The sequence below is a fragment of the Pseudomonas sp. JS425 genome (assembly GCF_018223845.1).
Classification (GTDB): domain Bacteria; phylum Pseudomonadota; class Gammaproteobacteria; order Pseudomonadales; family Pseudomonadaceae; genus Aquipseudomonas; species Aquipseudomonas asiatica.
In genome coordinates, this window is sequence record NZ_CP073661.1 from 1,411,026 (window position 1) to 1,435,580 (window position 24,555).

The 24,555-nt window shown below is 63.1% G+C and carries 21 protein-coding genes; 8 read left to right on the forward strand and 13 right to left on the reverse strand.

Going from position 1 to position 24,555, the window contains the following annotated elements; translation table 11 throughout:
- Positions 1–8 precede the first annotated feature (8 nt).
- Together KDB76_RS06450 and plsB are read right to left on the reverse strand one after the other, a co-directional pair.
- Positions 9–383, reverse strand: a complete 375-nt coding sequence (locus KDB76_RS06450) for a YbaY family lipoprotein (RefSeq protein WP_013971237.1) — start codon at positions 381–383, stop codon at positions 9–11.
- A gap of 80 nt (positions 384–463) precedes the next feature.
- Positions 464–2,950 carry a glycerol-3-phosphate 1-O-acyltransferase PlsB gene (plsB, locus tag KDB76_RS06455; protein ID WP_038408802.1) on the reverse strand — a complete coding sequence of 829 codons (2,487 nt, stop codon included), beginning with the start codon at positions 2,948–2,950 and terminating at the stop codon, positions 464–466.
- Between the two features lie 231 nt (positions 2,951–3,181).
- Between plsB and KDB76_RS06460 the strand changes: the two genes are divergently transcribed.
- On the forward strand, positions 3,182–3,391 hold the full coding sequence (locus KDB76_RS06460) for a cold-shock protein (RefSeq protein WP_003252255.1): 210 nt from the start codon (positions 3,182–3,184) through the stop codon (positions 3,389–3,391).
- Positions 3,392–3,513: 122 nt separating this feature from the next.
- Here KDB76_RS06460 and KDB76_RS06465 read toward each other — a convergent pair whose 3' ends face one another.
- The 4 genes from KDB76_RS06465 to KDB76_RS06480 form a co-directional block, all read right to left on the reverse strand.
- On the reverse strand, positions 3,514–3,888 hold the full coding sequence (locus tag KDB76_RS06465) for a hypothetical protein (protein ID WP_003257701.1): 375 nt from the start codon (positions 3,886–3,888) through the stop codon (positions 3,514–3,516).
- A gap of 17 nt (positions 3,889–3,905) precedes the next feature.
- A complete protein-coding gene (locus KDB76_RS06470) occupies positions 3,906–4,718 on the reverse strand; it encodes a putative RNA methyltransferase (RefSeq protein ID WP_038408804.1) in 813 nt (270 codons plus the stop codon).
- The gene (gene dapE / locus KDB76_RS06475; RefSeq protein WP_013971240.1) at positions 4,718–5,869 is read right to left on the reverse strand and encodes a succinyl-diaminopimelate desuccinylase; all 1,152 of its coding nucleotides are present in this window, start codon (positions 5,867–5,869) and stop codon (positions 4,718–4,720) included. Before dapE ends, KDB76_RS06470 begins: the two co-directional genes overlap by 1 nt.
- 198 nt (positions 5,870–6,067) lie before the next feature.
- A complete protein-coding gene (locus tag KDB76_RS06480; protein WP_013971241.1) occupies positions 6,068–8,659 on the reverse strand; it encodes a glycosyltransferase in 2,592 nt (863 codons plus the stop codon).
- Positions 8,660–8,778: 119 nt separating this feature from the next.
- Between KDB76_RS06480 and tcdA the strand changes: the two genes are divergently transcribed.
- Positions 8,779–9,588: a tRNA cyclic N6-threonylcarbamoyladenosine(37) synthase TcdA gene (gene tcdA, locus KDB76_RS06485; protein WP_161795758.1), complete on the forward strand. Its 810-nt coding sequence runs from the start codon at positions 8,779–8,781 to the stop codon at positions 9,586–9,588.
- Positions 9,589–9,824: 236 nt separating this feature from the next.
- On the forward strand, positions 9,825–10,778 hold the full coding sequence (locus KDB76_RS06490; RefSeq protein WP_013970314.1) for an IS110 family transposase: 954 nt from the start codon (positions 9,825–9,827) through the stop codon (positions 10,776–10,778).
- A 93-nt stretch (positions 10,779–10,871) separates the two neighbouring features.
- Here the strand turns inward: KDB76_RS06490 and KDB76_RS06495 are convergent, their stop codons facing one another.
- The 4 genes from KDB76_RS06495 to KDB76_RS06510 all read right to left on the reverse strand — a co-directional run bounded on the left by KDB76_RS06495 (position 10,872) and on the right by KDB76_RS06510 (position 14,018).
- Complete coding sequence (locus tag KDB76_RS06495; protein ID WP_013971243.1) at positions 10,872–11,282, reverse strand: SufE family protein; 411 nt, start codon at positions 11,280–11,282, stop codon at positions 10,872–10,874.
- Positions 11,279–12,484, reverse strand: coding sequence for a cysteine desulfurase (locus KDB76_RS06500; protein ID WP_013971244.1), 1,206 nt, complete (start codon positions 12,482–12,484; stop codon positions 11,279–11,281). The genes KDB76_RS06495 and KDB76_RS06500 overlap by 4 nt, the downstream gene beginning before the upstream one ends.
- Before the next feature lie 120 nt (positions 12,485–12,604).
- Entirely contained in the window at positions 12,605–13,639 is a 1,035-nt protein-coding gene (dapD, locus tag KDB76_RS06505) for a 2,3,4,5-tetrahydropyridine-2,6-dicarboxylate N-succinyltransferase (RefSeq protein WP_038408806.1), read from the reverse strand.
- Positions 13,640–13,670: 31 nt separating this feature from the next.
- Complete coding sequence (locus KDB76_RS06510; RefSeq protein WP_038408808.1) at positions 13,671–14,018, reverse strand: ArsC family reductase; 348 nt, start codon at positions 14,016–14,018, stop codon at positions 13,671–13,673.
- Positions 14,019–14,388: 370 nt separating this feature from the next.
- On the opposite strand from KDB76_RS06510, the gene KDB76_RS06515 reads away from it, so the two are divergent.
- Complete coding sequence (locus tag KDB76_RS06515; RefSeq protein ID WP_038408810.1) at positions 14,389–16,035, forward strand: Na+/H+ antiporter; 1,647 nt, start codon at positions 14,389–14,391, stop codon at positions 16,033–16,035.
- A gap of 151 nt (positions 16,036–16,186) precedes the next feature.
- Here the strand turns inward: KDB76_RS06515 and dapC are convergent, their stop codons facing one another.
- The 3 genes from dapC to map are packed head-to-tail and all read right to left on the reverse strand — an operon-like array spanning position 16,187 to position 20,941.
- Positions 16,187–17,383: a succinyldiaminopimelate transaminase gene (gene dapC / locus KDB76_RS06520; RefSeq protein ID WP_013971248.1), complete on the reverse strand. Its 1,197-nt coding sequence runs from the start codon at positions 17,381–17,383 to the stop codon at positions 16,187–16,189.
- A 30-nt stretch (positions 17,384–17,413) separates the two neighbouring features.
- Positions 17,414–20,116 (reverse strand): [protein-PII] uridylyltransferase, encoded by a 2,703-nt coding sequence (locus KDB76_RS06525; RefSeq protein WP_023662319.1) that lies wholly within the window; start codon positions 20,114–20,116, stop codon positions 17,414–17,416.
- A gap of 42 nt (positions 20,117–20,158) precedes the next feature.
- Positions 20,159–20,941: a type I methionyl aminopeptidase gene (gene map, locus KDB76_RS06530; RefSeq protein WP_004375406.1), complete on the reverse strand. Its 783-nt coding sequence runs from the start codon at positions 20,939–20,941 to the stop codon at positions 20,159–20,161.
- Positions 20,942–21,287: 346 nt separating this feature from the next.
- Between map and rpsB the strand changes: the two genes are divergently transcribed.
- From rpsB to frr, 4 genes are all read left to right on the forward strand, one after another.
- Positions 21,288–22,025, forward strand: a complete 738-nt coding sequence (gene rpsB / locus KDB76_RS06535) for a 30S ribosomal protein S2 (RefSeq protein ID WP_003252287.1) — start codon at positions 21,288–21,290, stop codon at positions 22,023–22,025.
- Between the two features lie 186 nt (positions 22,026–22,211).
- Entirely contained in the window at positions 22,212–23,075 is an 864-nt protein-coding gene (tsf, locus tag KDB76_RS06540; protein ID WP_013971250.1) for a translation elongation factor Ts, read from the forward strand.
- Positions 23,076–23,255: 180 nt separating this feature from the next.
- Complete coding sequence (pyrH, locus tag KDB76_RS06545) at positions 23,256–23,999, forward strand: UMP kinase (RefSeq protein WP_003252294.1); 744 nt, start codon at positions 23,256–23,258, stop codon at positions 23,997–23,999.
- Positions 23,996–24,553, forward strand: coding sequence for a ribosome recycling factor (gene frr / locus KDB76_RS06550; RefSeq protein ID WP_013971251.1), 558 nt, complete (start codon positions 23,996–23,998; stop codon positions 24,551–24,553). Before pyrH ends, frr begins: the two co-directional genes overlap by 4 nt.
- Positions 24,554–24,555 lie beyond the last annotated feature (2 nt).

Below are 24,555 nucleotides of genomic sequence, written 5' to 3' on the forward strand. Positions count from 1 at the left end.
GGCGCCAGTCACTCAGCGAGGTTGTCGCTGAACTGGCGACCGTTTTCGGTGGCAATCTGGTCGACAGTCACCCGTTGTGTACCCGATACCGTGGCTGGTTCTATCGAGTGACGGCTGGTGGTGATGTAGCGCAGTTGGCCGTCTATCTCGATGCGCGCGGCGAGGGCATAGCTGCGGCGTGGGTCGATGAGGCTGGTATCAAACGTCAGCGGCAGTTTGATCGGCATCAGGCCGCCACAGCGCAGACGCAACTCGGCAAGGCTGATGGAGCGCGCATCTGCCTTCGAAATATCGATCAGCTTCAATTCAACCAGGCCGGACGGTGCGAGCGTGTTATCGCCAGAGGAAACGATTTCAACGTCCAGCGTCTTCATTTGAGTCATGTTGGTGCTCCTTGAGAGGGATGTGCTGAAGTAGCACCGTGATCCTGATCCCTCCCAAGGGCTGAGAGCAGCCTGAAAAGCTACCGCTGTATAACCTCCGCAGGCTCATCGCGGTGCAATGCCACCTGGCGGATCGACAGGCGCAGCTCCGCGGACAGCACGCGCTTGGCCACGCCTTCGGCCAGCTCGCCGAGCTTGTTGCGATAACCGAGCTTGCCTTGGGCGTCAGCATGCAGCACGCCTTGCTCGACCAAGGTCTGGATGAAGTGGCGGAACAGGGTCTTGTCGAAGAATTCCGGGGCGTTCAGGCCGTGCAGGATCGACAGGCGCTGGGCCATCATCACGCACAGGTCTTCCAGCTCTTCGGCGCTGAGGCTGTTCTGCCCGCTGTTGAGCAACAGCGAGGTGGCCATGTAGAAACGCTGCAGGGTCTGGGTGATAGTGCGGGCGAGCAGGGTCAGCAACACGAACTGCCGCGAGCTGGGCGCCGGGCGAATGTAGATGGCGTTGTCCTGGCGCAGCAGCCCTTGCTCAACCAGTGCGGCCAGCCACTGGTCGATCACCGCATCCAGTTGTTCCGGCGTCCAGCGCAGGAACAGTTCGGCCTGCAGGTAGGGATACAGCGCGTGTACATACTGGCCCAGCAGTTCGCGGCTCATGCGCGAGCTGCTGAGGAAGAAGCTGGCCAGCAGCGCCGGCAGGGCGAAGATGTGCAGCACGTTGTTGCGGTAATAGGTCATCAGTACCGCGTTGCCTTCATCCAGGTACAGGATGCGGCCCAGGGCGTCCTTCTGCTCGGCCACCAGGTTCATCCCGCGCACATGCTCGATCAGCGCCTGGCCGTCGCCGTCGGGCAGGGTGGTGTGCGGCGAGTAGGGTACCTGGCGCAGCAAGGTCAGGTACAGGTCGAGCACGCGGGTCAGGGCGCGCTCGTCCAGGGCCAGGCGGCTGGTGGACAGCAGCGCCAGCGCCACCAGGTTGACCGGGTTGATAGCGGCCGCCTCGTTGAGGTGGCGGGCAACGGTTTCGCCCAGGCGGGTGGTGGTGGCGTTGAGCCAGGCCGGGCGGTACTGCGGGCCGTGGTCCTGTTCACGCCAGCCGGGTTGTTGCTGGTCGAGGAAACCGGCCAGGCGGATCGGCTCGCCAAAGTTCACGTACACCTGGCCAAATCGCTGCCTGAGCGCGCCGAACACCTTGAAGATATCGAAGATCGACTCTTTCTTCTTGCTGGCACCGCGCAGCTCGCCCAGGTAGGTGCGGCCTTCGAGCACGCGCTCGTAGCCGATGTAAACCGGCACGAAAACGATTGGCGTACGCGATGAACGCAGGAAGCTGCGCAGGGTAATGGCCAGCATCCCGGTGCGCGGCTGCAGCATGCGCCCGGTGCGCGAGCGCCCGCCTTCGACGAAGTACTCGACCGGAAAGCCCTTGGTGTACAGGGTGTGCAGGTACTCGTTGAACACCGCGGTGTACAGCGGGTTGCCCTTGAACGTGCGGCGCATGAAGAAGGCGCCGCCACGGCGTAGCAGGTTACCCACCAGCGGCATGTTGAGGTTGATGCCCGCGGCCACGTGCGGCGGCGTCAGGCCGTTGCGAAACAGCAGGTACGACAGCAGCAGGTAGTCGATGTGGCTGCGGTGGCACGGCACATAGATCACTTCGTGGCCGGGTGCGATGCCTTGCACCTGCTCGATGTGGTTGACCTTGATGCCGTCGTAGATCTTGTTCCAGAACCAGCTCAGCACCACTTCGAGGAAGCGGATCGCGGTGTAGGTGTAGTCCGAGGCAATCTCGTTGCCATAGCGCAGGGCCTGGGCTTCGGCCTTGGCCAGCGGCAGGTTTTCCCGCTGCGCCTCATCGACGATGGCCTGGCGCACCTGGGGCGCGTGGATCAGGCCTTTGACCAGGTTGCGCCGGTGCGAGATGTCCGGGCCGATGACTGCGGTCTTCAGGTTGCGAAAGTGCACGCGCATCAGGCGCTGGGCCATGCGTACGGTGCGTTCGTGGCTCTTGTTGTGCTGTACCAGTTCGCGAAGGTGAATGGGCGCGGAGAACTGCACCCGGGTCTTGCGCCCGAGGATCAGTACGGTCAGCAGCCGGCGCAGGCGCCCGGTAACCGCCCAGCTGTCGGCGAACAGCAACTTCCACGGGCTGGATTCACTTGCCGGGGTCTGCCCCCAGAACACACTGACCGGAATGATCTGCGCATCCTCTTCGGCATGCTGACTGATGGCGGCGACCAGGCGCTCCAAGGTGGGTGGGGCACCGCGCTTGTCATGGCGGCCGAGCCAGTCCGGGTCCGGGGTGAGGTAGAAGAATGCCGCAGGCTCCTGCAGCGGGCCAACCGCCACCGGCAGCACCGGGCGCGGCAGGCCCGCCTTGGTGCATTCATGGTCGAGCACGACCAGGTCGGTGAGCGCGGGCGAGGGCAAGGCATAGAATACCGGCCGGCTGCGGTCGAGCTTGAGGGTGAGGGAAGACTGGTTGATGGTCTCGGAGCGCACCCACAGGTACAACAGGCGACGCAGGGCGCCGAAGATCAGGCGGCGCAGGGGGGAACGGGTCATGGGGTGTGTGCCCTGGGGGTGGTTTTCAGGTGGGTATCCAGCCAATTAGTCTGCCGTATCCGCGCAAGTTCAGCAAAAATCGCCGAACGGCGCGACGTTCATCAAATTTTTTTGTTCTGTGTCATATACTCGGCCTGCCACTTGCAAGATATTTGCGCAAGCGGCGTCGACACAGGGAGGGACTCTGTGTCTGCAAGGCGATCTTCACAATAAAAATCCGGAGTAGTTCAGATGTCGTCTCGTGAGACTGGGAATGTAAAGTGGTTCAACGATGCCAAGGGTTATGGCTTCATTCAGCGCGAAGGTGGTGCGGATGTATTCGTCCACTATCGGGCGATCCGCGGTGAGGGGCATCGTACCCTGGTCGAAGGTCAGCGGGTGGAATACGCCTGCGTGCAGGGCCAGAAAGGCCTGCAAGCCGAGGACGTGGTAGGCCTCTGAGCCTCATGCGGTAAGGCTTGTTGTGGGAGCTGGCTTGCCGGCGATCACCGGCGAAGCCGGTGCCAGGCACCGTGTTGCCTGCATCGCCGGCAAGCCGGGCTCCCACAAAGAATGCAGTGCATTCAGGTGCGCCAGGTGATTTCCTCTTCACCGTCGGCGCTGATGCGGACCCAGCGGTCGGCATCTTCTTCCCCATCTTCCTCCACCCAGCCACCTGGCGCGCAGCGCACTTCCACGCCCAGTGCGGCAAATGCGGCGCGGGCGCAGGCAACGTCATCGGCCCACGGCGTCTGGTCGCTTTCCAGGTACAGGCTGTTCCATTTCCCTACAGCCTTGGGTAACCAGGTGACCGGAATGTTACCGGCCTGGCATTTGAAGGTATGGCCTTTCTGCTTCCATTCGCTGCATGGGCCGATTGCCTGGGCGAGCCACTCGGCAATCTGCTTGTGGTCGACGTCGGCGTCCTTCAGGTAGATCTCGATATCAGGTTGGCGCATAAGGGCTCCGGGTGTGCTCAGTCTTGGCGCACGAAATAGTCATAACGCATTGAAACCGTGACTTCGAACGGCTCGGGCTGGTCAATCACCCGGGCACGCTTTTCGGCACTGGCGCGCCAGCCGTGCGGGGTCATGGCCAGCAGGTCGGCGCGGGCCTTGGGCGCGGCCAGGCTCAGGCGGAACTCCAGGGTTTCGCTGTGGGCGTGGACCATGCCTTCGGGGACCAGGGCCAGGTGTTTGTCGTCGGCGTAAGGGCGTACTTCATCGTAGAGCACTTCGCGCAGCTCCATCAGGTGGCCGCTGGTGGGGCCGACCCGCATCAGGCCGCCGCCGGGACTGAGCAGGCGCTTGGCCTCGGCCCAGTCCAGCGGGCTGAACACGCTGGCGATGAACTGGCAGCTGGCGTCGGCCAGCGGCACGCGGGCCATGCTGGCGACCATCCAGGTAACCTCGGGCGCTCGGCGGCAAGCACGCTTGACCGCCTCACGGGAGATGTCCAGGGCGTAGCCGTCGGCGGCCGGCAGGGCCTGGGCGATCTGCGCGGTGTAGTAACCCTCGCCACAGCCGATGTCCAGCCAGGCTCCGGGCTGGCGTTCGGCGGCCAGCTCGGCCAGGCGGCGCGCCACCGGCGCGTAGTGGCCGGCGTCGAGGAAATCGCGGCGGGCTTCGACCATGGCCTGGTTGTCACCCGGGTCGCGGCTGTTCTTGTGCTGCACCGGCAGCAGGTTCAGGTAACCCTGGCGGGCCCGGTCGAAGCGGTGGCCGTCCGGGCACACCACACCGTTGTCGAGCCGGCTCAGTGGCGCCTGGCAAAGAGGGCAGGCGAGCATCAGGCGAGCAACCGGACCAGGGTCTGGTAATAGATTTCGGTCAGCAGGTCGAGATCGCTGGCCAGGATCCGCTCATCCACCTGGTGGATGGTGGCGTTGACCGGGCCGAGCTCGACCACCTGGGTGCCCATGGTGGCGATGAAGCGCCCATCGGAGGTACCGCCGCTGGTCGACGGCTGGGTGTCGCGGCCGGTGACGCCCTTGATGCTGGCCGAGACGGCGTCCAGCAATTCGCCCGGTTCGGTAAGGAATGGCAGGCCCGACAACGCCCAGTCGATCGACCAGTCCAGCTCATGCTTGTCGAGGATCGCCGACACCCGCGCCTGCAGGCCTTCGACGGTGGACTCGGTAGAGAAACGGAAGTTGAACAGGGCGGTCAGCTCGCCGGGGACCACGTTGGTGGCGCCGGTGCCGGAATTGAGGTTGGAGATCTGGAAACTGGTCGGCGGGAAGAACGCGTTGCCTTCGTCCCAGTGCTCGGCCGCCAGTTCCGCCAGGGCCGGAGCGGCCAGGTGGATCGGGTTGCGCGCCAGGTGCGGGTAGGCCACATGGCCCTGCTTGCCGCGCACGGTCAGCTTGGCGCCCAGCGAGCCACGGCGGCCATTCTTGACCACGTCACCCAGCAGGGTGGTGCTGGAGGGTTCACCGACGATGCACCAGTCCAGGCGCTCGTTGCGTGCTTTCAGGCGCTCGACCACGGCCTTGGTGCCATGGTGGGCCGGGCCTTCCTCGTCGCTGGTAATCAGGAACGCGACCTTGCCGCGGTGGTCCGGGTAGTCCTGCACGAAGCGCTCGCTGGCAATTACCATGGACGCCAGGCTGCCTTTCATGTCGGCGGCGCCACGACCGCAGAGCATGCCGTCGGCGTCGATCAGCGCTTCGAACGGCTCATGCTGCCATTGCTGCACCGGGCCGGTGGGTACCACGTCGGTGTGGCCGGCGAAGCACAGCACCGGGCCATCCTGGCTGCCGTGGGTGGCCCAGAAATTGTCGACGTCCTCGATGCGCATCGGCTCGAGCTGGAAGCCTACGGCGCCCAAGCGGTTCATCATCTGCGCCTGGCAGTCGGCGTCGACGGGGGTGACCGAGGGGCGGCGGATCAGGTCGCAGGCCAGTTGAAGGGTAGGCGAGAGCTCGGCAGGGGCCGTCATGGGGAACTCCGGGGCAAGGCAAGGCGGGGAAATCTGAGGGCGTTATCTTATATCAAACCGATGGGCCATTGGGGCCGCTTTGCGGCCCTATCGCGACACAAGGCCGCTCCCACAGGATCACCACAGCCCATCAGGCGTGTGCAATACCTGTGGGAACGGCCTTGTGTCGCGAAAGGGGCGCAAAGCGGCCCCAGGATCTCAGGCCTGCTGCGCCTCGGCGGCCTTTTCCCCAGGCTTGGGCAGCGAAGATAGGAACGCCATCACCAGCGCCGCCACATAAGGCAACGATTGCACCAGCAACATCGCCACCCAGAAGCGCATGTCCGAGCTCGGCAGCCCCTGTACCAGGTAGATGCCCAGCGCTGCGCCCCACAGCAGCAACATGATGAACAGCTCTTCCCGCGCCTCGGAAATCGCCACCAGCAGCCCGTGGCTGTCGGCGTTCTTCGGTGTGCGGAAGAACGGCATGCTGCTGGTGAAGAACCCGTACAGCACCGCCTTGGCGATGGTATGCGACAGTGCCAGCCCGGCCAGCGCCGCAGCAAAGGCATCTTTCAGGTTCACCCCTACCGCGCGGCGGTAGAGGAAGATGATCTTGCCGACCTTGAAGAAGAACAGTGCCAGCGGCGGAATGGCAAAGATCATCAGCGGCGGGTCGACCCGGTGCGGCACGATGATCATCGCCGCCGACCACAGCAGCGCGCCGATGGTGAAGAAGATGTTCATGCCATCGGCGATCCACGGCAGCCAGCCGGCCAGGAAGTGGTAGCGCTGGCCGCGGGTCAGCTCGCTGCCCTTGCCGCGCAGCAGGGCGCTGGCGTGGTGCTTGATGATCTGGATGGCGCCGTAGGCCCAGCGGAAGCGTTGCTTCTTGAAGTCGATGAAGGTGTCGGGCATCAGGCCCTTGCCGTAGCTGTTGTGGGCATAGGCGGCCGACAGGCCCTTTTCGAATACCCGCAAGCCCAGTTCGGCGTCCTCGCAGATGCACCACTCGGCCCAGCCCAACTCTTCCAGCACGCTGCGGCGGGTCATGGTCATGGTACCGTGCTGGATGATCGCGTCACGGTCGTTGCGGGTGACCATGCCGATGTGGAAGAAGCCCTTGTACTCGCTGTAACACAGCTTCTTGAAGGCGCTTTCGTGCTGGTCGCGGTAGTCCTGCGGCGACTGCACCACGGCAATCTTCGGGTCGGCGAAGTGCGGCACCATGTGCTTGAGCCAGTTGCGGTCGACGCAGTAGTCCGAGTCGATCACCGCGATCACTTCGGCGTCCTTGGCGGTATGCGGGATCAGGTAGTTCAATGCGCCGCCCTTGAAACCGGCCAGGGGCGCGACGTGGAAGAACCTGAAGCGCTCGCCGAGCTTCTCGCAATGGGCCTTGAGCGGCTCCCACACGGCCGGGTCCTTGGTGTTGTTGTCGATCACCAGCACTTCGTAGTCGGGGTAGTCCAGCGCGGCCAGGGCATCGAGGGTTTGTTTGACCATCTCCGGCGGCTCGTTGTAGCACGGCACATGCACCGATACCTTGGGCCGGTAGGCGCTATCGGCCTGCACCGGCAGGAATTCGCGCCGGCGCTTGTGTATCCATACTGCCTCGGCCAGTTCGTGGGCCTCGGTCAGCAGCACGATGAACACGCCCAGCGCGCCGAGGGCAAGCAGCACGCCTACGGTCAGGCTGAACCAGGTGCTGTATTGCTGGCTGTAGTCGTAGGCGATCCATACCAGCACCGACCCGCACAGGAAGGTGATGAAGGTCAGGAAGGTGCGGCCGCGCTGGCGCAGGGCCGAACCGTCGATGAACAGTACCATCAAGGCGATCATCGCCAGCACTACCGAGGCCACCGCCAGGGCGCGCCATTGCGGTATTGCCACCACCGGGCCGTCAAAGTTGAATTTTTGCTGGCGTTCGGCGTTGTACACGCCCCAGTAGGCGCCCACCGAGCCTTCGTCGCTGGCCTTCCACGGCTGGTCGTAGGCTTCGATGACGAAGTAATTGTAACCACGGCGGTTGAGGGTGTTGACCAGGGTACGCAGGTAGATGGCCTGGTCAGCCTGGGTGGCATCGGCGCCGCCGCGCATGCGGCCGTTGCTCGGCCAGCCGACTTCCGACAGCAGCAGGGGTTTGCGCGGGAACTGGTGCTTCAGCTCGCGGGCACGGTCGAGCACGAACTCGACCGAATCCTTCATAGGCACGAACTCCCAGTACGGCAGGATGTGCGCGGCAATCAGGTCGACGTGCTTGGCCAGCTGCGGGTTTTCCTTCCAGATGTGCCATTGCTCACTGGTGGTCACCGGCACCTTGACCGCTGCGCGTACCCGGTCCAGGTACTTGATCAGGTTTTCCGGGGTGACTTCTTCGCGGAACAGCGCCTCGTTGCCCACCACCACCCGCACCACGCTGCGCGAGGTGTTGGCCAGCTGGATGGCCGTGGCGATTTCGCGTTCGTTGCGCTCCAGGTCCGGGCTGATCCAGATGCCCAGCGTCACCCGCAGGCCGAATTCCTCGGCCAGGCGCGGGATATCCGCCTGGGTGCCCTCCACGGTGTAGATCCGGATGCTGTCGGTCAGTTTGCTCAACTGTTCCAGGTCCTGGCGCATCTCGTCGTCACTGGGGTACTGGCCCTTCTGCGGGCTTTCGCCCAGGCGGAACGGTGAATACGAGAAGCCAGAGATCTGCTCTGGCCAGGCGGGGGCGGAGACCGGGCGGTTGATCAGTGCCCAGAACCCGGTGAACAACGCGGCGATGGCCAGGACCACGACCAGGTTCAGGCCGAATTTACGTGAAGACATTGTCGTCCATATGTGTCGAAGTGATAGGACATTAAAGCAGGGTTGGTAGTCTCTTTCCTAACGATGCAGGCCATGGGCCCGCTGGCATATAATGCGCGCCGGTTTTTTGGGGTATGAACATGAGCACAGAAGATCCACGCTTCGCCGGCGTTGCCCGGCTGTATGGCGACCAGGGGTTGCACCGTCTGGGCCAGGCCCATGTGGCCGTGGTCGGCATTGGCGGAGTAGGCTCGTGGGCGGCGGAAGCGCTGGCACGCAGTGGCGTGGGCGAGATCACCCTGTTCGACCTTGACGATGTGTGCGTCAGCAACACCAACCGCCAGGCCCATGCTTTGGAAGGGCAGGTGGGGCGGCCCAAGGTCGAGGTCATGGCCGAGCGCCTGCGGGCGATCAACCCGGGGTGTACGGTGCATGCTGTCGCTGACTTCGTCACCCGCGACACCATGGTCGAGTACATCACCGAGAACCTCGACTGTGTGATCGACTGCATCGACAGCGTCATGGCCAAGGCGGCGCTGATTGCCTGGTGCCGGCGGCGCAAGATCGCCATCGTCACCACGGGGGGCGCCGGTGGGCAGATCGACCCGACACAGATCCAGATCGCCGACCTGAACAAGACCTTCAACGACCCGCTGGCCTCGCGGGTGCGTTCCACCCTGCGCCGCGACTATAACTTCTCGCGCAATGTCAGCCGCAACTATGGCGTGCCATGCGTGTTCTCCAGTGAACAGCTGCGCTACCCCAAGGGCGATGGCAGCGTTTGCCTGCAGAAAAGCTTCGTGGGCGAGGGCGTGCGGCTGGACTGCTCGGGTGGCTTTGGCGCGGTGATGATGGTGACCGCGACCTTTGGCATGGTGGCAGCGAGCAAGGCGGTGGAAAAACTGGTAGCGGGGGCGCGGCGGCCTTCGGAGCGGGTCAAGCCTGAATAGACCGCGTGGGCTTCTTCGCGGGCTTGCCCGCTTGTATGGTTAGACTTGAAGGGGTGGTGGGACTAAATGCCCGATTCTGACTGTTCACAGCAGTACAGACCGTGGGAGACATCGCCCCACCCCTTCCACCAAAGCGCCGATAAAGAATGCATCGTTTGCAAGCGACGATAGAAACAAGCCAGCGCCTCTTGGTGAAACCCCTTCAAGCCGAAAAACCATAACGTGAGGAGCGGCCCATGGCAATGCAGGTAGGTAAGTTGATCGTGGGTGCGGATGTCGCGAAAGCTGAGCTGGTTATCCACCACGATGATCGCGACGAGATCATCAGGCTCAAAAACTCCAAACTCGAGATCAGAAGGTGGCTCAAGCAACAACCCCTCAACACCGCTATCGCTGTTGAGGCGACCAACGTCTATCACTTGGACCTGGTTGAATTGGCCCACAGCCTAGGCTTCGAGGTCTATGTCATCGATGGTTTTCAATTGAGCAACTACCGGAAGAGTGTTGGGGGACGGGTTAAAACCGACCCCTCCGATGCTCGGTTGCTGTCCCGTTTTTTAAAAAATGAAGGCGAGGACCTTCGCCCTTGGAGCCCGCCTCCCGCTGTCTACGGCAAGCTTCAGAGCCTCTTGCGACGCAGAGCCGCCTTGGTGACTGCTCGTACTGCAATGACTCAGAGCTGGGCTAACGAAAGCCTTTTGAAAGCCGCCTTCGAAACTTTTGTGAAGTCGATAGATCGGCTGGATCAGTTGATTCAAAAGAAGATTAAAGAAGTACTGCGAGACGCTGGGCTGCAGGAACAAGTCGCTCGCTGCCAGGCAGTAGAGGGCATTGGTTTTCTCACCGCCGCAGCATTGGTGATGGCTTTTACAAGGGGCGAGTTCAAAAGCAGTGACTCGTACATTGCATTCCTAGGAATGGATTTACGAGTCAGTGATTCCGGACAGAAGAATGGGCGACGTCGCCTCACCAAGCGAGGTTGTTCAGAAATTCGTCGCTTATTGCACAACGCTGCGATGGCGGCCAGCAGATCGGCAGCCTGGAAAGGGCTTTACGAACAGCATCGGAGCAGTGGTAAAGCAACAACCCAAGCGTTGGTAATCCTGGCAAGAAAGCTCGCGCGGGTGGCATTCGCCCTGATGAAAAATCAGGACGAATACGTCACTAAAGGCGCGAAACTGGCTTGCTGAAAACCATAGAATCTCCCACAGGTACTGCATCTCTCTCAAGATAGGTGAAGGTCCTGTGGGAGCGGGCGAGCCCGCGAAGAAGCCAGCACCGATTCAACGGTTGGACGCCAGCTCCGCCATCCGCTGCAACACCGCATGCAGCCCATTGCTGCGCGATGGCGAAAGCTGGCGCTCCAGGCCCAGCTGAGTAAACCACTCACGCAGATCGAGCCCGGCAAGTTCTTCACTGGCCAACCCCTGCACCCGCACCAGCAACAACGCCAGCAGCCCGCGCAACAGGCGTGCATCGCTGCTGGCCTTGAACCGCCACAAACCCTCGGCCTGCTCGGCCACCAGCCATACCAGGCTTTCGCAACCATGCACCCGGTTGGCCTCGGTCTTTTCAGTATCAGCCAGCGGTTCCAGCCGATCGCCCCACTGCATCAGCAGCCGCGCACGCTGTTCCCAACCCTTGCCCTGCTCGAAAGCTTCCAGCGCCTGGCGCGCCTGATCGGGCAAGGTCATCGCAACAGCTCCAGGCCTTGATCCAACGCCTCGAAGAAACGCTGCAAGTCATCGCTGTCGTTATACAGCCCCAATGACACGCGGATCGCGCCCTCCAGGCCCAAGCCCTTCAGCAGCGGCATCGCACAGTGGTGCCCGGCACGCACGGCAATGCCTTGCTCGGTCAGCAGGTGGGCGATGTCGGCGTTGTGCACGCCTTCGATGACGAAACTGGCAAGGGCCGCCTGTGGCGTCCCCAGGATGCGCACGCCATCGCGGTCTGCCAGGCCGCGCAGCAAGTGCTGGTGCAGGCTGGTTTCATGGGCTACGAGTGCCTGGGCATCGAGGCTGGCCAGGTAGTCCAGGGTCGCACCCAGGCCGATCACCCCGGCGATCGGTGGCGTGCCAGCCTCGAACCCCAGCGGCGCCGGGCGGAAGCTGGCGCTGTGGTACTCGGCCAGTTGCACCATCTCGCCGCCGAACTGCCAATGGTGCAGCAGCTCCAGCGCCTGGCTGCGGCCGTACAGCACGCCCACGCCTTCCGGGCCGTACAGCTTGTGACTGGAGAACACATAGAAGTCGCAGCCAAGCTGCTGCACATCATGGCGGCCATGCACCACGCCCTGGGCACCGTCGACCACTGTCAGCGCGCCTTGCGCACGGGCATGGGCCAGCAGTGCCGGTAACGGTTGCCAGGTGCCCAGCACGTTGGACAGCTGGCTCACCGCCAGCACCCGGGTGCGCGGGCCGATCAGTTGCAGCGCCTGGTCCAGGTCGATGCGGCCATGGGCATCCAGCGGCAGCACCACCAGACGCAGGTTGCGCCGGCGCGCCAGCTGTTGCCAGGGCAGCAGGTTGGCATGGTGCTCCAGGGCACTGACGGCAATTTCGTCACCGGCCTCGAAGCGGTGTTCCAGGCCATAGGCCAGCAGGTTCAGCGCCGAAGTGGCACCGTGGGTGAAGATGATCTGCCGCGAGTCTGGCGCATTGAGCCAGGCGGCAACCTTGTCGCGGCTGGTTTCGAAGGCCTGTGTGGCCAGTGCGCCGGGCAAGTGCTGGGCACGGTGCACGTTGGCTGCGCCATGGCCGTAGTAATGGCTCAGGGCATCGAGCAGGGCTTGCGGCTTCTGGGTGGTGGCGGCGCTGTCCAGGTAGGTCTGGTGCTGCCGTTGCAGGGCGGCGATGGCGGGAAAATCGGCACGCCAGGGGGAGGGCTGAAACATGGTCGCGGGGCCTGGAATGAAAATCGGGTCTGGCGTGGTGCCAGACCCGATCTTAACATTTCAAACGCTGAGAATCCGCTGTTCGCGAGCAAGCTCGCTCCGGCAGCGGTTGAAGGGGTCTCAGTTGTGCGCGTGCAGCGCCTCGTTCAGCTCGATGGCCGACTTGTGGGTCTTGCACTCCACCGCGCCGTTCAGCGAGTTGCGGCGGAACAGCAGGTCGGTCTGGCCGGCCAGGTCGCGGGCCTTGACCACTTTGACCAGCTGGTTGTTCTCGTCCAGTAGGTTCACCTTGGTACCGGCGGTGATGTACAGGCCGGCTTCGACAGTGTTGCGGTCGCCCAGCGGAATGCCGATACCGGCGTTGGCGCCGATCAGGCAGCCTTCGCCAACCTTGATGACGATGTTGCCGCCACCGGACAGGGTGCCCATGGTCGAGCAGCCGCCGCCCAGGTCCGAGCCCTTGCCGACGAATACGCCAGCGGAAACGCGGCCTTCGATCATGCCCGGGCCTTCGGTGCCAGCGTTAAAGTTGACGAAGCCTTCGTGCATGATGGTGGTGCCTTCGCCGATGTAGGCGCCCAGGCGCACGCGGGCGGTGTCGGCGATACGCACGCCGGCCGGGACCACGTAGTCGGTCATTTTCGGGAACTTGTCCACCGAGAACACTTCCAGCAGCTCGCCCTTCAGGCGCGCTTCCAGTTGCAGTTCGGCGAGTTCGGCCAGATCGACCGCGCCCTGGTTGGTCCAGGCCACGTTAGGCAGCAGCGGGAAGATGCCAGCCAGGCTCACGCCGTGCGGCTTGACCAGGCGGTGCGACAGCAGGTGCAGCTTGAGGTAGGCCTCTGGGGTCGAGGTCAGCGCGGCGTCTTCGGCCAGCAGGGTGGCGACCAGCGGCTTGTGGCTTTCGGCCAGGCGGGTCAGCAGGGCGGCTTGGGTGGCATTCACACCTTTCACGGCTTCGGCCAGTTGCGCGGCCTGGGCGTTGCTGAAGGCGATGGCCTGGTTGCCACCTTGGTATCCGAGAACAGGGGCTACTGCAGCGACCAGTTCGGCGCTCGGGTTGAGCAGCGGTTGTGCGTAGAACACTTCCAGCCAGGCGCCCTGGCGGTTCTGGGAGCCGACACCGAAGGCCAGGCTGAACAGGGTATTGGACATGTGATTACCTCGTGCGAAATAGGGTAGGGGCTCAGGCCAGGGCAGCGGCGTACAGGTCGGGCTTGAAGCCGACCAGGGTGCGCGCGCCAAGGTCGAGCACCGGGCGCTTGATCATCGACGGCTGGGCCAGCATCAGCTCGACGGCCTTGGCTTGGTCGAGGTCGGCCTTGCTGGCGTCGTCCAGCTTGCGGAAGGTGGTGCCGGCACGGTTGAGGATGACTTCCCAGCCGTGTTCCTCGCACCAGCGGTTCAGGCTGTCACGGTCGATGCCTTGGGCCTTGTAATCGTGGAATTCGTAGGCGATGGCCTGGTCTTCGAGCCAGGTACTTGCCTTTTTCATGGTGTCACAGGCTTTAATGCCGTAGAGCGTGTAGGTCATTGTGTGCATTGGGGTCACAGGCTGCCCCAATCTCTCCGTTTTCCGATTTCAGTCGCGGGATTATGCGGGAACGATCCTGTGAGCGCCACGGGTGTGCATGTCTTGGGTCTTGCAGTGTGTCGGAGACCGAGCGCCGCCCGCGCGGCGCTCGGTCTCCGACACACTGCAAGGCTCAAGGCATGCATCTGCTGGGCGATAAGGGGTCGAACCTGCGCCACCGACAAACCGAAGTATCATCATGTTACATATTCATCCGCCACCTGCGACTATCGTGCAGCGGCCCCGAATCGCCCACCGCCGCTAACATATTGTTTCAATGGCGATGTTTCGCCCTGTTGTCGTTTCTGGTTCACAAAGGAAGCTTTCCCGGATGCAGTCCGCCTACACCGTCCTCATCCTGCTGACGCTGGTCAGCGTGTCGAAGCTGGTCGGCCGCATGATTCCGCTGCCCTTGCCGCTGGTACAGATCGCCGCCGGTGCCTTGCTCGCTTGGCCGACGCTGGGCTTGCATGTGGCACTGGACCCCGAGCTGTTCCTGTTCCTGTTCCTGCCGCCGTTGCTGTTCGCCGACGGCTGGCGCATTCCCAAGCGCGAGTTGTGGCGCATTCGTGGGCCGGTGGTGGCGCTGGCCGTGGGGCTGGTGCTGTTTACCGTGGTCGGGGCCGGTTACTTCATTCACTGGCTGCTGCCGAGCATCCCGCTGCCCGTGGCCTTCGCCTTGGCCGCAGTGTTGTCGCCAACCGACGCCGTGGCGGTTTCGGCCATTACCCAGGACCGCCTGCCCACCCCGCTGATGCACATGCTCCAGGGCGAGGCCCTGATGAACGATGCCTCGGGCCTGGTGACCTTCAAGTTCGCCCTGGCGGCGGCGATCACCGGGGTGTTTTCGCTGACCGACGCAAGCTTCAGCTTCGTACTGGTCGCCCTGGGTGGCCTGGCGGTGGGCGTGGCCCTGAGCTGGCTGATCGGCCGCCTGCGTGCCTGGATGATCGCCCGCGGCTGGGACGACCCGGCCACCCACGTGGTGTTCATGTTGCTGCTGCCGTTCGCTGCCTACGTGCTGGCCGAGCGCCTGGGCGTGTCGGGCATCCTTTCGGCGGTAGCGGCTGGCATGATGCAGAGCTGGCTCGACCTGCTGCCACGGCAGACCAGCACGCGCCTGCTCAACCGCAGTGTGTGGTCGCTGCTGGAGTTCGCTTTCAACGGCCTGATCTTCCTGCTGCTGGGCCTGCAGTTACCGGACATCATCAAGGCCGTGGTCAGCCATGAACCCACCGTATGGCCGACCCTGGCCTGGCGCTGCCTGGACGTGGTGGCGATCTTTGTGGCGCTGATCTTGCTGCGGTTCATCTGGGTCCAGAGCATCTGGCGCTCGATCGGTGTGGTACGCCGCTGGCGCGGCAAGCCGGCGCTGGTGCTGATGCCCACGGCGCGCTCCTGCTGGCTGCTGACCCTGGGTGGTGTGCGCGGTGCGGTTACCCTGGCCGGTGTGATGTCGATCCCGTTGCTTATGGGAGCAGGCAAGGCCTTCCCGGAGCGTGACTTGCTGATCTTCATTGCGGCCGGTGTGATCCTGTTGTCATTGATCAGCGCTTGTATCACGCTGCCGCTGTTGCTGCGCGGGGTGACCAAGAGCCCGGACGAGCGCTTGCACCAGGAAGTGCAGGAGGCCTGGCGACGGACGGCCGAGGCGGCGATCCATGCGCTGGAGGCAGAGGAAGTGATCGACAGCAATGCGCCGCAGGATGCCGCGCAGGCGACCCTGGCGACCGAGTTGAAGGCGCGCTTGATGGCGGAATACCGCGATGAGCTGGACAGCTACAATGACAGCGCCGAGGCCAAGGCCCTGGCTGAGCAGATGGACTTGCTGGAGCGGCGTTTGCGCCTGCGGGCGCTGCGGGCCCAGCGGCTGGAGCTGTATGAACTGCATCGCCAGCATCTGGTGGGGGATGAAGTGGTGAGGCAGGTGCTGGGTGAGCTGGATATGAGTGAAGCAAACCTGGGGTCAGTCAGGTAGACCGCAGGGGGCCGCTTTGCGGCCCTGTGGGAGCGGGTTTACCCGCGAATCAGGCGACGCGGTGCATGGCACCGGCTGTGCCGGTGTTCGCGGGTAAACCCGCTCCTACAGGTACTGCACAACACTCGAGGGCTGTACGGCGCCTGTCGAATCAGCGGTTCTGCAGGAATTCGCGAATCCGCTCCGCCGCTTCGATGCACTCGGCCAGCGGTGCAACCAGTGCCATGCGCACACGCCCGGCACCCGGGTTCACGCCATCCACTTCACGCGACAGGTACGACCCCGGTACCACCGTCACATGCTGGGCCTCGAACAGGTCGCGGGTGAACTCGGCATCGCTGCCGGGCACCTTGGCCCACAGGTAGAAGCTGCCATCCGGGCGCTGCACATCCAGCACCGGCTGCAGGATATCAAGCACGGCGTCGTACTTGGCGCGGTACTGGTCGCGGTTCTCACGCACATGCGCCTCGTCCTGCCAGGCAGCGATACTGGCCAGCTGGGTTTGTACCGGCATGGCGCAGCCGTGGTAGGTACGGTACAGCAGGAACGGCTTGATGATCTCGGCGTCACCGGCGACGAAGCCCGAGCGCAGGCCCGGCAGGTTGGAGCGCTTGGACAGGCTGTGGAATACCACGCAGCGCTTGAAGTCGCTGCGGCCCAGTTCCGCACAGGCAGTCAGCAGGCCTGGTGGTGGGGCGTCCTCGTCGAAGTACAGCTCGCTGTAGCACTCGTCGGCGGCAATCACGAAGTCGTGCTCGTCGGCCAGGGCAATCAGCTTCTTCAGGGTGTCCATCGGCACCAGTGCGCCGGTGGGGTTGCCCGGCGAGCACAGGAACAGGATCTGGCAACGCTTCCACACTTCAGCCGGCACGGCGTCGAAGTCGGGGTTGAAACCGTTGCTTTCCAGGCACGGCAGGTAGTGCGGGGTGGCACCGGCCAGCAGCGCTGCGCCTTCGTAGATCTGGTAGAACGGGTTGGGGCTGACCACCAGGCCGTCATCGGCGCGGTTGACCACGGCCTGGGTGAAGGCGAACAGCGCTTCACGGGTGCCGTTGACCGGCAGGATGTGGCGGTCGGCATCCAGCCAGCCGGCCGGTACGCCGAAGCGCCGCTCGCACCACTGGCCGATGGCCTGGCGCAGGGCGGGCAGGCCGATGGTGCTCGGGTACACCGCCAGCTTGTCGAGGTTGTCGGCCATGGCCTGGGCGACGAACGCCGGCGATTCGTGCTTCGGCTCACCGATCGACAGGGCGATGGCGCGCTTGTCCGCCGCAGGTGCAACGCTGCCCAGCAGGGCGCGGAGTTTCTCGAACGGGTAGGGCTGAAGCTGGGTCAAGGCATGGTTCATCGGCGCAAGGTCTCGTCAATCGTCTAATCGTTAAAAGGTCACGCGGGTAGGGCTGGCATCGCTGGCCTGGCCGGCCTGCAGCTGCTGGACGATGGCTTCCTGCAGTCGGCTGCACAGTTGCGGGTCGGACAGCGGCTGGTTGTCGGCATCGGTGATGAAGAACACGTCTTCCACCCGCTCGCCGAGGGTGGCGATCTTGGCGTTCTGCAGCGACAGGTCGAACTCCAGGAAGATCCGCCCCAGCCGGGCCAGCAGGCCAGGGCGGTCAGGTGCGGTGATTTCGAGGATGGTCACCGGCCGCTGGGCATCGTTGAGGATGGTCACCTGTGGCGGGAAGTCGAAGTGCTTGAGCTGGCGCGGTACCCGGCGCTGGATGATGGTCGGGTAGTCCTCGGGGTTGCGCAGCGCTTCGGTCAGGCCGTCGCGAATCTGCTTGACCCGCTGCGGGTTGTCGCCGATCGAGCCGCCGTCGTTGTCCAGCACGATGTAGGTATCGAGGGTGAACTGGCTGCTCGAGGTGATGATCCGCGCGTCATGAATGTTCAGGTTCAACTGCGACATCGCCGCCACGGTCACGGCGAAGAAGTCGTGCTGGTCGGGGGCATAGATGAAGATCTGCGTGCCACCCTCGAACTCGCGCTGGGTGGTTTCCTTGATCAGCACCAGCGGCCCGCCATCGGCCGGCTGCTGGAGGATCGCGTCACTGTGCCAGGCCACGTCGGCGGCGGTGTGCTTGAGGAAGTAGTCATCGCCCAGCTGCGACCACAGCTGCTCGACGTCGTCCGGGTCGGTGCCTTCGCGCACCAGGATATCCAGCGCTGCCGATTGGGTCTGGCGAATCTGCTCCTCGCGGTCCAGCGGGTTTTCCAGGCCTCGGCGCAGGGCGCGTTTGGTCTCGGTGTACAGCTGGCGCAGCAGGCTGGCCCGCCACGAGTTCCACAGGCTGGGGTTGGTGGCGTTGATATCGGCCACGGTCAGCACGTACAGGTAGTCCAGGCGTGTCTCGTCGCCCACGTGCAGGGCAAAATCGTTGATTACCTGAGGGTCGGACAGGTCCTTGCGCTGGGCGGTGGTCGACATCACCAGGTGGTTCAGCACCAGCCAGACGATCAGCCGGCTGTCCCAGGCCGGCAACTGGTGGCGCTCGCAGAACTTCTGCGCATCCACCGCACCCAGCTCGGAATGGTCGCCCTGGCGGCCCTTGCCGATGTCGTGATACAGGCCGGCCAGGTAGATCAGCTCGGGCTTGGGCAGGCGGCCCATGAGCTTGCTGGCCAGCGGGAATTTCTCGGACACCGGGGTGTATTGCAACTTGCGCAGGTGCTTGATGAGGTTGAGGGTGTGCGCATCGACCGTATAGATGTGGAACAGGTCGTGCTGCATCTGCCCGACGATCAGGCCGAACTCCGGCAGATAGCGGCCAAGGATGCCGTAGCGGTTCATCCGCCGCAGGTTGCGGTGGATACCGATTTCACACTTGAACAGCTCGATGAACAGGCTGGTGTTGCGGATATCGGTGCGGAAAGTGTCGTCGATCAGATGCCGGTGTTCGCGCAGCAGCCGCACCGTATCGGCGCGTACGCCCTTGATCTCGGGATGCTGAGCCATCAGCACGAAGATTTCCAGCATGGCGAACGGTGTGCGCCTGAACACGTTCGGCCTGACTGCCTCTATATAGCCATCATGCAGGCGGAAGCGCGCATTCAGCGGCTGGGTGGTGCCGCTGTCGTCATCGGCGAGGATGACCTCCTCGAAGTGCTGGATGATCAGGTCGCACAGCTGGCTGATGCTCATCACCACCCGATAGTACTGCTGCATGAACTGCTCGATCGCCCGCTTGGGGTTGTCGTCGCTGTAGCCCAGCAGCGCGGCGATGCTGCGCTGGTGGTCGAACAGCAGGCGGTCCTCGGCGCGCCCGGCCAGCATATGCAAGGCGTAGCGCACCTTCCACAGGAAGTCCTGGGACGAGGCCAGCAGCTCGTTCTCGCTTTCCAGCAGGAAACCTTCGCCGGCCAAGGCGTGCAGGTTGAGTGTGCCGTACTGGCGGCGGGCCACCCACAGCACTGTCTGGATGTCGCGCAGGCCACCGGGTGAACCTTTCACGTTGGGTTCGAGGTTGTACTCGGTATCGTTGTACTTGTGGTGGCGGGCCTTGAGTTCGGCGCGCTTGGCCAGGAAGAAGTCCTTGCTCGGCCACATGTGCGCAGTGCTGGTCACCTCAAGCATGCGTTGGCGCAGCGCCTCGGGGCCGGCAATGGTGCGGCTTTCCATCAGGTTGGTGATGACCGTCAGGTCGGCGCGGGCCTGCTCGGCGCACTCGTCGACGGTGCGCACGCTCTGGCCCACTTCCAGGCCGATGTCCCACAGCAGGGTGAGAAACCTCTCTATGGCGTCGCGGTACTGCTCGTGTTCGGCAGCACCCAGCAGGATCAGCAGGTCGATGTCCGAATGCGGGTGCAGCTCGCCGCGCCCGTAGCCACCCACCGCGACCAGGGCGATGCCGCTCTGGTCGCCCCAGTCGAACTGGTTCCAGGCCTGTTGCAGGATGTTGTCGACGAGCCAGGCGCGGGCCTCGATCAGTGGGCGGATTTCGCTGCCACTGCGGAAACGCTTGTCGAGCACCTCGCCGGCCTGGCGGATGGCTTTCTTGAAGGCGGCGATGGGGCTCGCCTTGAGGGCCAGTTCCGCCTGGAACTGGCCGCGGTCGAACAGCTCGGGGTCCACCTGGGGCATCGCGTCACGTTCCTGTCGTGGGGGTGGCCTGTGGGAGTGCGGTCAGGCCGAGGTGCGCGGGATGGTGTCGTCCTTGCGCAGGGTGAAGATCTCGTAGCCGGTTGCGGTCACCACCAGGGTGTGCTCCCACTGGGCCGAGAGCTTGCGGTCCTTGGTGATGGCGGTCCAGCCGTCGCCCAGCACCTTGGTGTCGGCCTTGCCCTGGTTGATCATCGGCTCGATGGTGAAGGTCATGCCTTCCTTCAGCTCCATGCCGGTGCCGGCGCGGCCGTAGTGCAGGATCTGCGGCTCTTCGTGGAACACCTTGCCGATGCCGTGGCCGCAGAACTCGCGCACCACCGAGAAGCCGTTCTTTTCAGCGTGCTTCTGGATCACTTCGCCGATGTCGCCCAGGCGGCAGCCCGGCTTGACCAGTTCGATGGCCTTGTACATGCACTCCTGGGTGACCTTGGACAGGCGCTCGGCCCATACCGGCACGGTGCCGACGTGGAACATGCGGCTGGTGTCGCCGTGGTAGCCGTCCTTGATCACGGTGACGTCGATGTTCAGCGTGTCACCGTCCTTGAGCGGCTTGTCGTTGGGGATGCCGTGGCAGACCACATGGTTGATCGAGGTGCAGATCGACTTCGGGTAGCCCTTGTAGTTGAGCGGTGCCGGGATGGCCTGCTGGACGTTGACGATGTAGTCGTGACACAGGCGGTCCAGCTCTTCGGTGGTGACACCGGGCTTGACGTGTTCCTCGATCATTTCCAGCACCTCGGCGGCCAGGCGGCCAGCGATGCGCATCTTCTCGATGTCTTCTGCGGTCTTGATGGTGACGGTCATTACAGGCTCTCTACAGCGCCGTGCACGGCGCGAACAAACGGGAAAGGCCGGATTCTAGCAGAGCAGGGCGCCGATCGGTCGGGATAAAGGCGGCAATGCTGCTGTCTACAGCTGGCATTCTGGCGCGAAAGCCGGGGTGCTGCAAAAACCGCTGACGGACGCAACAGTATCCGGGTTCCGTTCGGTCGCGGTCTGTGGTATAAAATGCGCCGCTTTCGGGGACGACCCCGTCAGCACTTAACCCACACACGTGTCGACACGATGACCTGGGTGCCCCGAGTTGCAGAATTCGCGGGTTGGTCATTGGGATACGTGGAGGCCCAACCCGACTTATCAAGGAACTATCATGTCCCAAGTCAACATGCGCGATATGCTGAAGGCCGGTGTGCACTTCGGCCACCAGACCCGTTACTGGAACCCGAAAATGGGCAAGTACATTTTCGGCGCGCGTAACAAGATCCACATCGTCAACCTGGAAAAAACCCTGCCAATGTTCAACGACGCTCTGTCGTTCGTAGAGCGCCTGGCTCAGGGCAAGAACAAGATCCTGTTCGTCGGCACCAAGCGTTCCGCCGGCAAGATCGTCGCCGAGCAAGCTGCTCGTTGCGGTTCGCCGTACGTTGACCACCGTTGGTTGGGCGGCATGCTGACCAACTACAAGACCATCCGCGCTTCGATCAAGCGTCTGCGCGACCTGGAAACCCAGGCCGAAGACGGCACTTTCGCCAAGCTGACCAAGAAAGAAGCCCTGATGCGCTCCCGCGACCTGGAAAAACTGGATCGCAGCCTGGGCGGCATCAAGGACATGGGTGGTCTGCCAGACGCTCTGTTCGTTATCGACGTTGATCACGAGCGCATCGCGATCACCGAAGCCAACAAGCTGGGCATCCCGGTAATCGGCGTTGTCGATACCAACAGCAGCCCGGAAGGTGTTGACTACATCATCCCAGGTAACGATGACGCCATCCGCGCTATCGAGCTGTACATGACTTCGATGGCTGACGCAGTCATCCGCGGCCGCAACAACGTTGCCGGCGGCACCGAAGTTTACGCTGAAGAAGCGGCTGCACCTGCTGCCGAGTAATTAGACGCTAGCGTCGACTTGGCACGCAAAAAGGGGGCTCTGCCCCCTTTTTGCCACCTTGAAATCCTGCTGTCAGCATCGGCCCCGCATCATGGGCCCGCTGAGATAAACACAGTGGATTTGCAGAATTGAACGCCCGTGACGAACGGGTGGAATGGTTGAAAAACTTTCCAAGAGGATTTTGAAATGGCAGCAATTACTGCAGCGCTGGTCAAAGAACTGCGCGAGCGTACCGGCGAAGGCATGATGGATTGCAAGAAGGCCCTGGAAAAGGCCGGCGGCGACATCGAAAAAGCCATTGACGACATGCGTGCCTCGGGCGCCATCAAGGCCGCCAAAAAGGCTGGCAACGTCGCTGCTGAAGGCGCTATCGCCGTCAAGACCGACGGTAAATCCGCCGTCCTGCTGGAAGTGAACTCGCAGACCGACTTCCTGGCCCTGCAAGACGACTTCAAGAACTTCGTTGCCGACAGCATCGAAGAAGCCTTCGCCCAGAAGCTGACCGACGCTGCTCCGCTGATCGCTTCGCGTGAAGCTGCTCGTGAAGCCCTGGTTGCCAAGTGCGGCGAGAACGTCAACATCCGTCGCCTGGTGCGCGTTGAAGGTGACGTTGTCGGTGCCTACCTGCACGGCAACAAGATCGGCGCTGCCGTTGTCCTGAAAGGCGGCGACGTCGATCTGGCCAAGAACATCGCCATGCACGTTGCAGCTTCGAACCCTGAGTTCCTGCTGCCGTCGGAAGTATCGGCCGAAGCCATCGAGCGCGAGAAGGGCGTCTTCCTGCAGCTGAACGCTGACAAGATCGCCGGCAAGCCGGAAAACATCGTCGAGAACATGATCAAAGGTCGTATCTCGAAGTTCCTGGCCGAAGCCTCGCTGGTCGAGCAAGCCTTCGTCATGAACCCGGAAGTCAAGGTTGGCGAGCTGGCCAAGAAAGCCGGTGCTGAAATCGTTTCCTTCACCTACTTCAAAGTAGGCGAAGGCATCGAGAAGCCAGTCGACGACTTCGCTGCTGAAGTTGCCGCTCAGGTAGCTGCTGCCAAGCAGTAAGACAGCCCCGTCTGTCGCCCCGAAGAGGCTGCCCGCTCACGCGCGCAGCCTCTTTGTCAAAACGGCGAAGGGTTTATAAGGCCCGTCGCCGCTGGCACCGAAGCGGTGCCACGCTACAGTTAGCAGGCTGCAAACAGCCCGCACGAATTTTCTAAAAGTACGCCGCAGGAGAGACTCGCAATGGCCCAGCAGGTGAGTGGTCGCCAACCTCGCTATAAACGCATTTTGCTCAAACTTAGCGGCGAGGCCCTGATGGGCTCGGAAGACTTCGGGATCGACCCGAAAGTGCTGGATCGCATGGCCCTCGAAGTTGGCCAGCTGGTAGGGATCGGTGTCCAGGTCGGCCTGGTGATCGGTGGTGGCAACCTGTTCCGCGGTGCCGCGCTCAGCGCAGCCGGCATGGACCGCGTCACCGGTGACCACATGGGCATGCTGGCCACCGTGATGAACGGCCTGGCCATGCGCGATGCGCTGGAGCGCTCGAACATCCCGGCCCTGGTAATGTCGGCCATTTCCATGGTCGGTGTCACCGATCATTACGATCGTCGCAAAGCTATTCGCCACCTCAACTCCGGGGATGTGGTAATTTTCTCCGCCGGTACCGGCAACCCGTTCTTCACCACCGACTCCGCCGCCTGCCTGCGCGCCATCGAAATCGATGCCGACGTGGTGTTGAAGGCGACCAAGGTCGATGGTGTGTACACTGCCGATCCATTCAAGGACCCGCATGCCGAGAAGTTCGATCACCTGACCTACGACGAGGTCCTGGATCGCAAGCTGGGTGTAATGGACCTGACCGCAATCTGCCTGTGCCGTGACCACAAGATGCCATTGCGGGTATTCAACATGAACAAGCCTGGCGCCCTGCTGAACATTGTGGTGGGTGGCGCTGAAGGTACTCTGATCGAGGAAGGCCAAGCATGATCAACGACATCAAGAAAGACGCGCAGGAGCGCATGACCAAGTCCCTCGAGGCCCTGGCTCGCAACCTCGCGGCAATCCGCACCGGTCGCGCCCACCCAAGCATCCTGGACAGCGTCAAGGTCACTGCCTGGGGTAGCGAGATGCCGCTGAACCAGGTGGCCGCGATCACCGTCGAAGATGCCCGCACCCTGAAGATCGTCGCGCACGACAAAAACCTTAGTGCTGCCATCGAAAAGGCCATCCTCACCTCCGACCTGGGCCTGAACCCGTCCAGCGCCGGCACCACCATCCGTGTGCCGATGCCGGCCCTGACCGAGGAAACCCGCAAGGGCTACACCAAGCAGGCCAGCGGCGTTGCCGAGGATGCCAAGGTGGCTGTGCGCAACGTGCGCCGTGACGCTCTGGCCGACCTGAAGAAGCTGACCAAGGACAAGGAAATCAGCGAAGACGAAGAACGTCGCGCCGCTGACGAGATCCAGAAGCTGACCGACAAGTACGTTGCCGAAGTCGATGCCGCCTTCAAAGCCAAGGAAAAGGACCTGATGGCCGTCTAAGG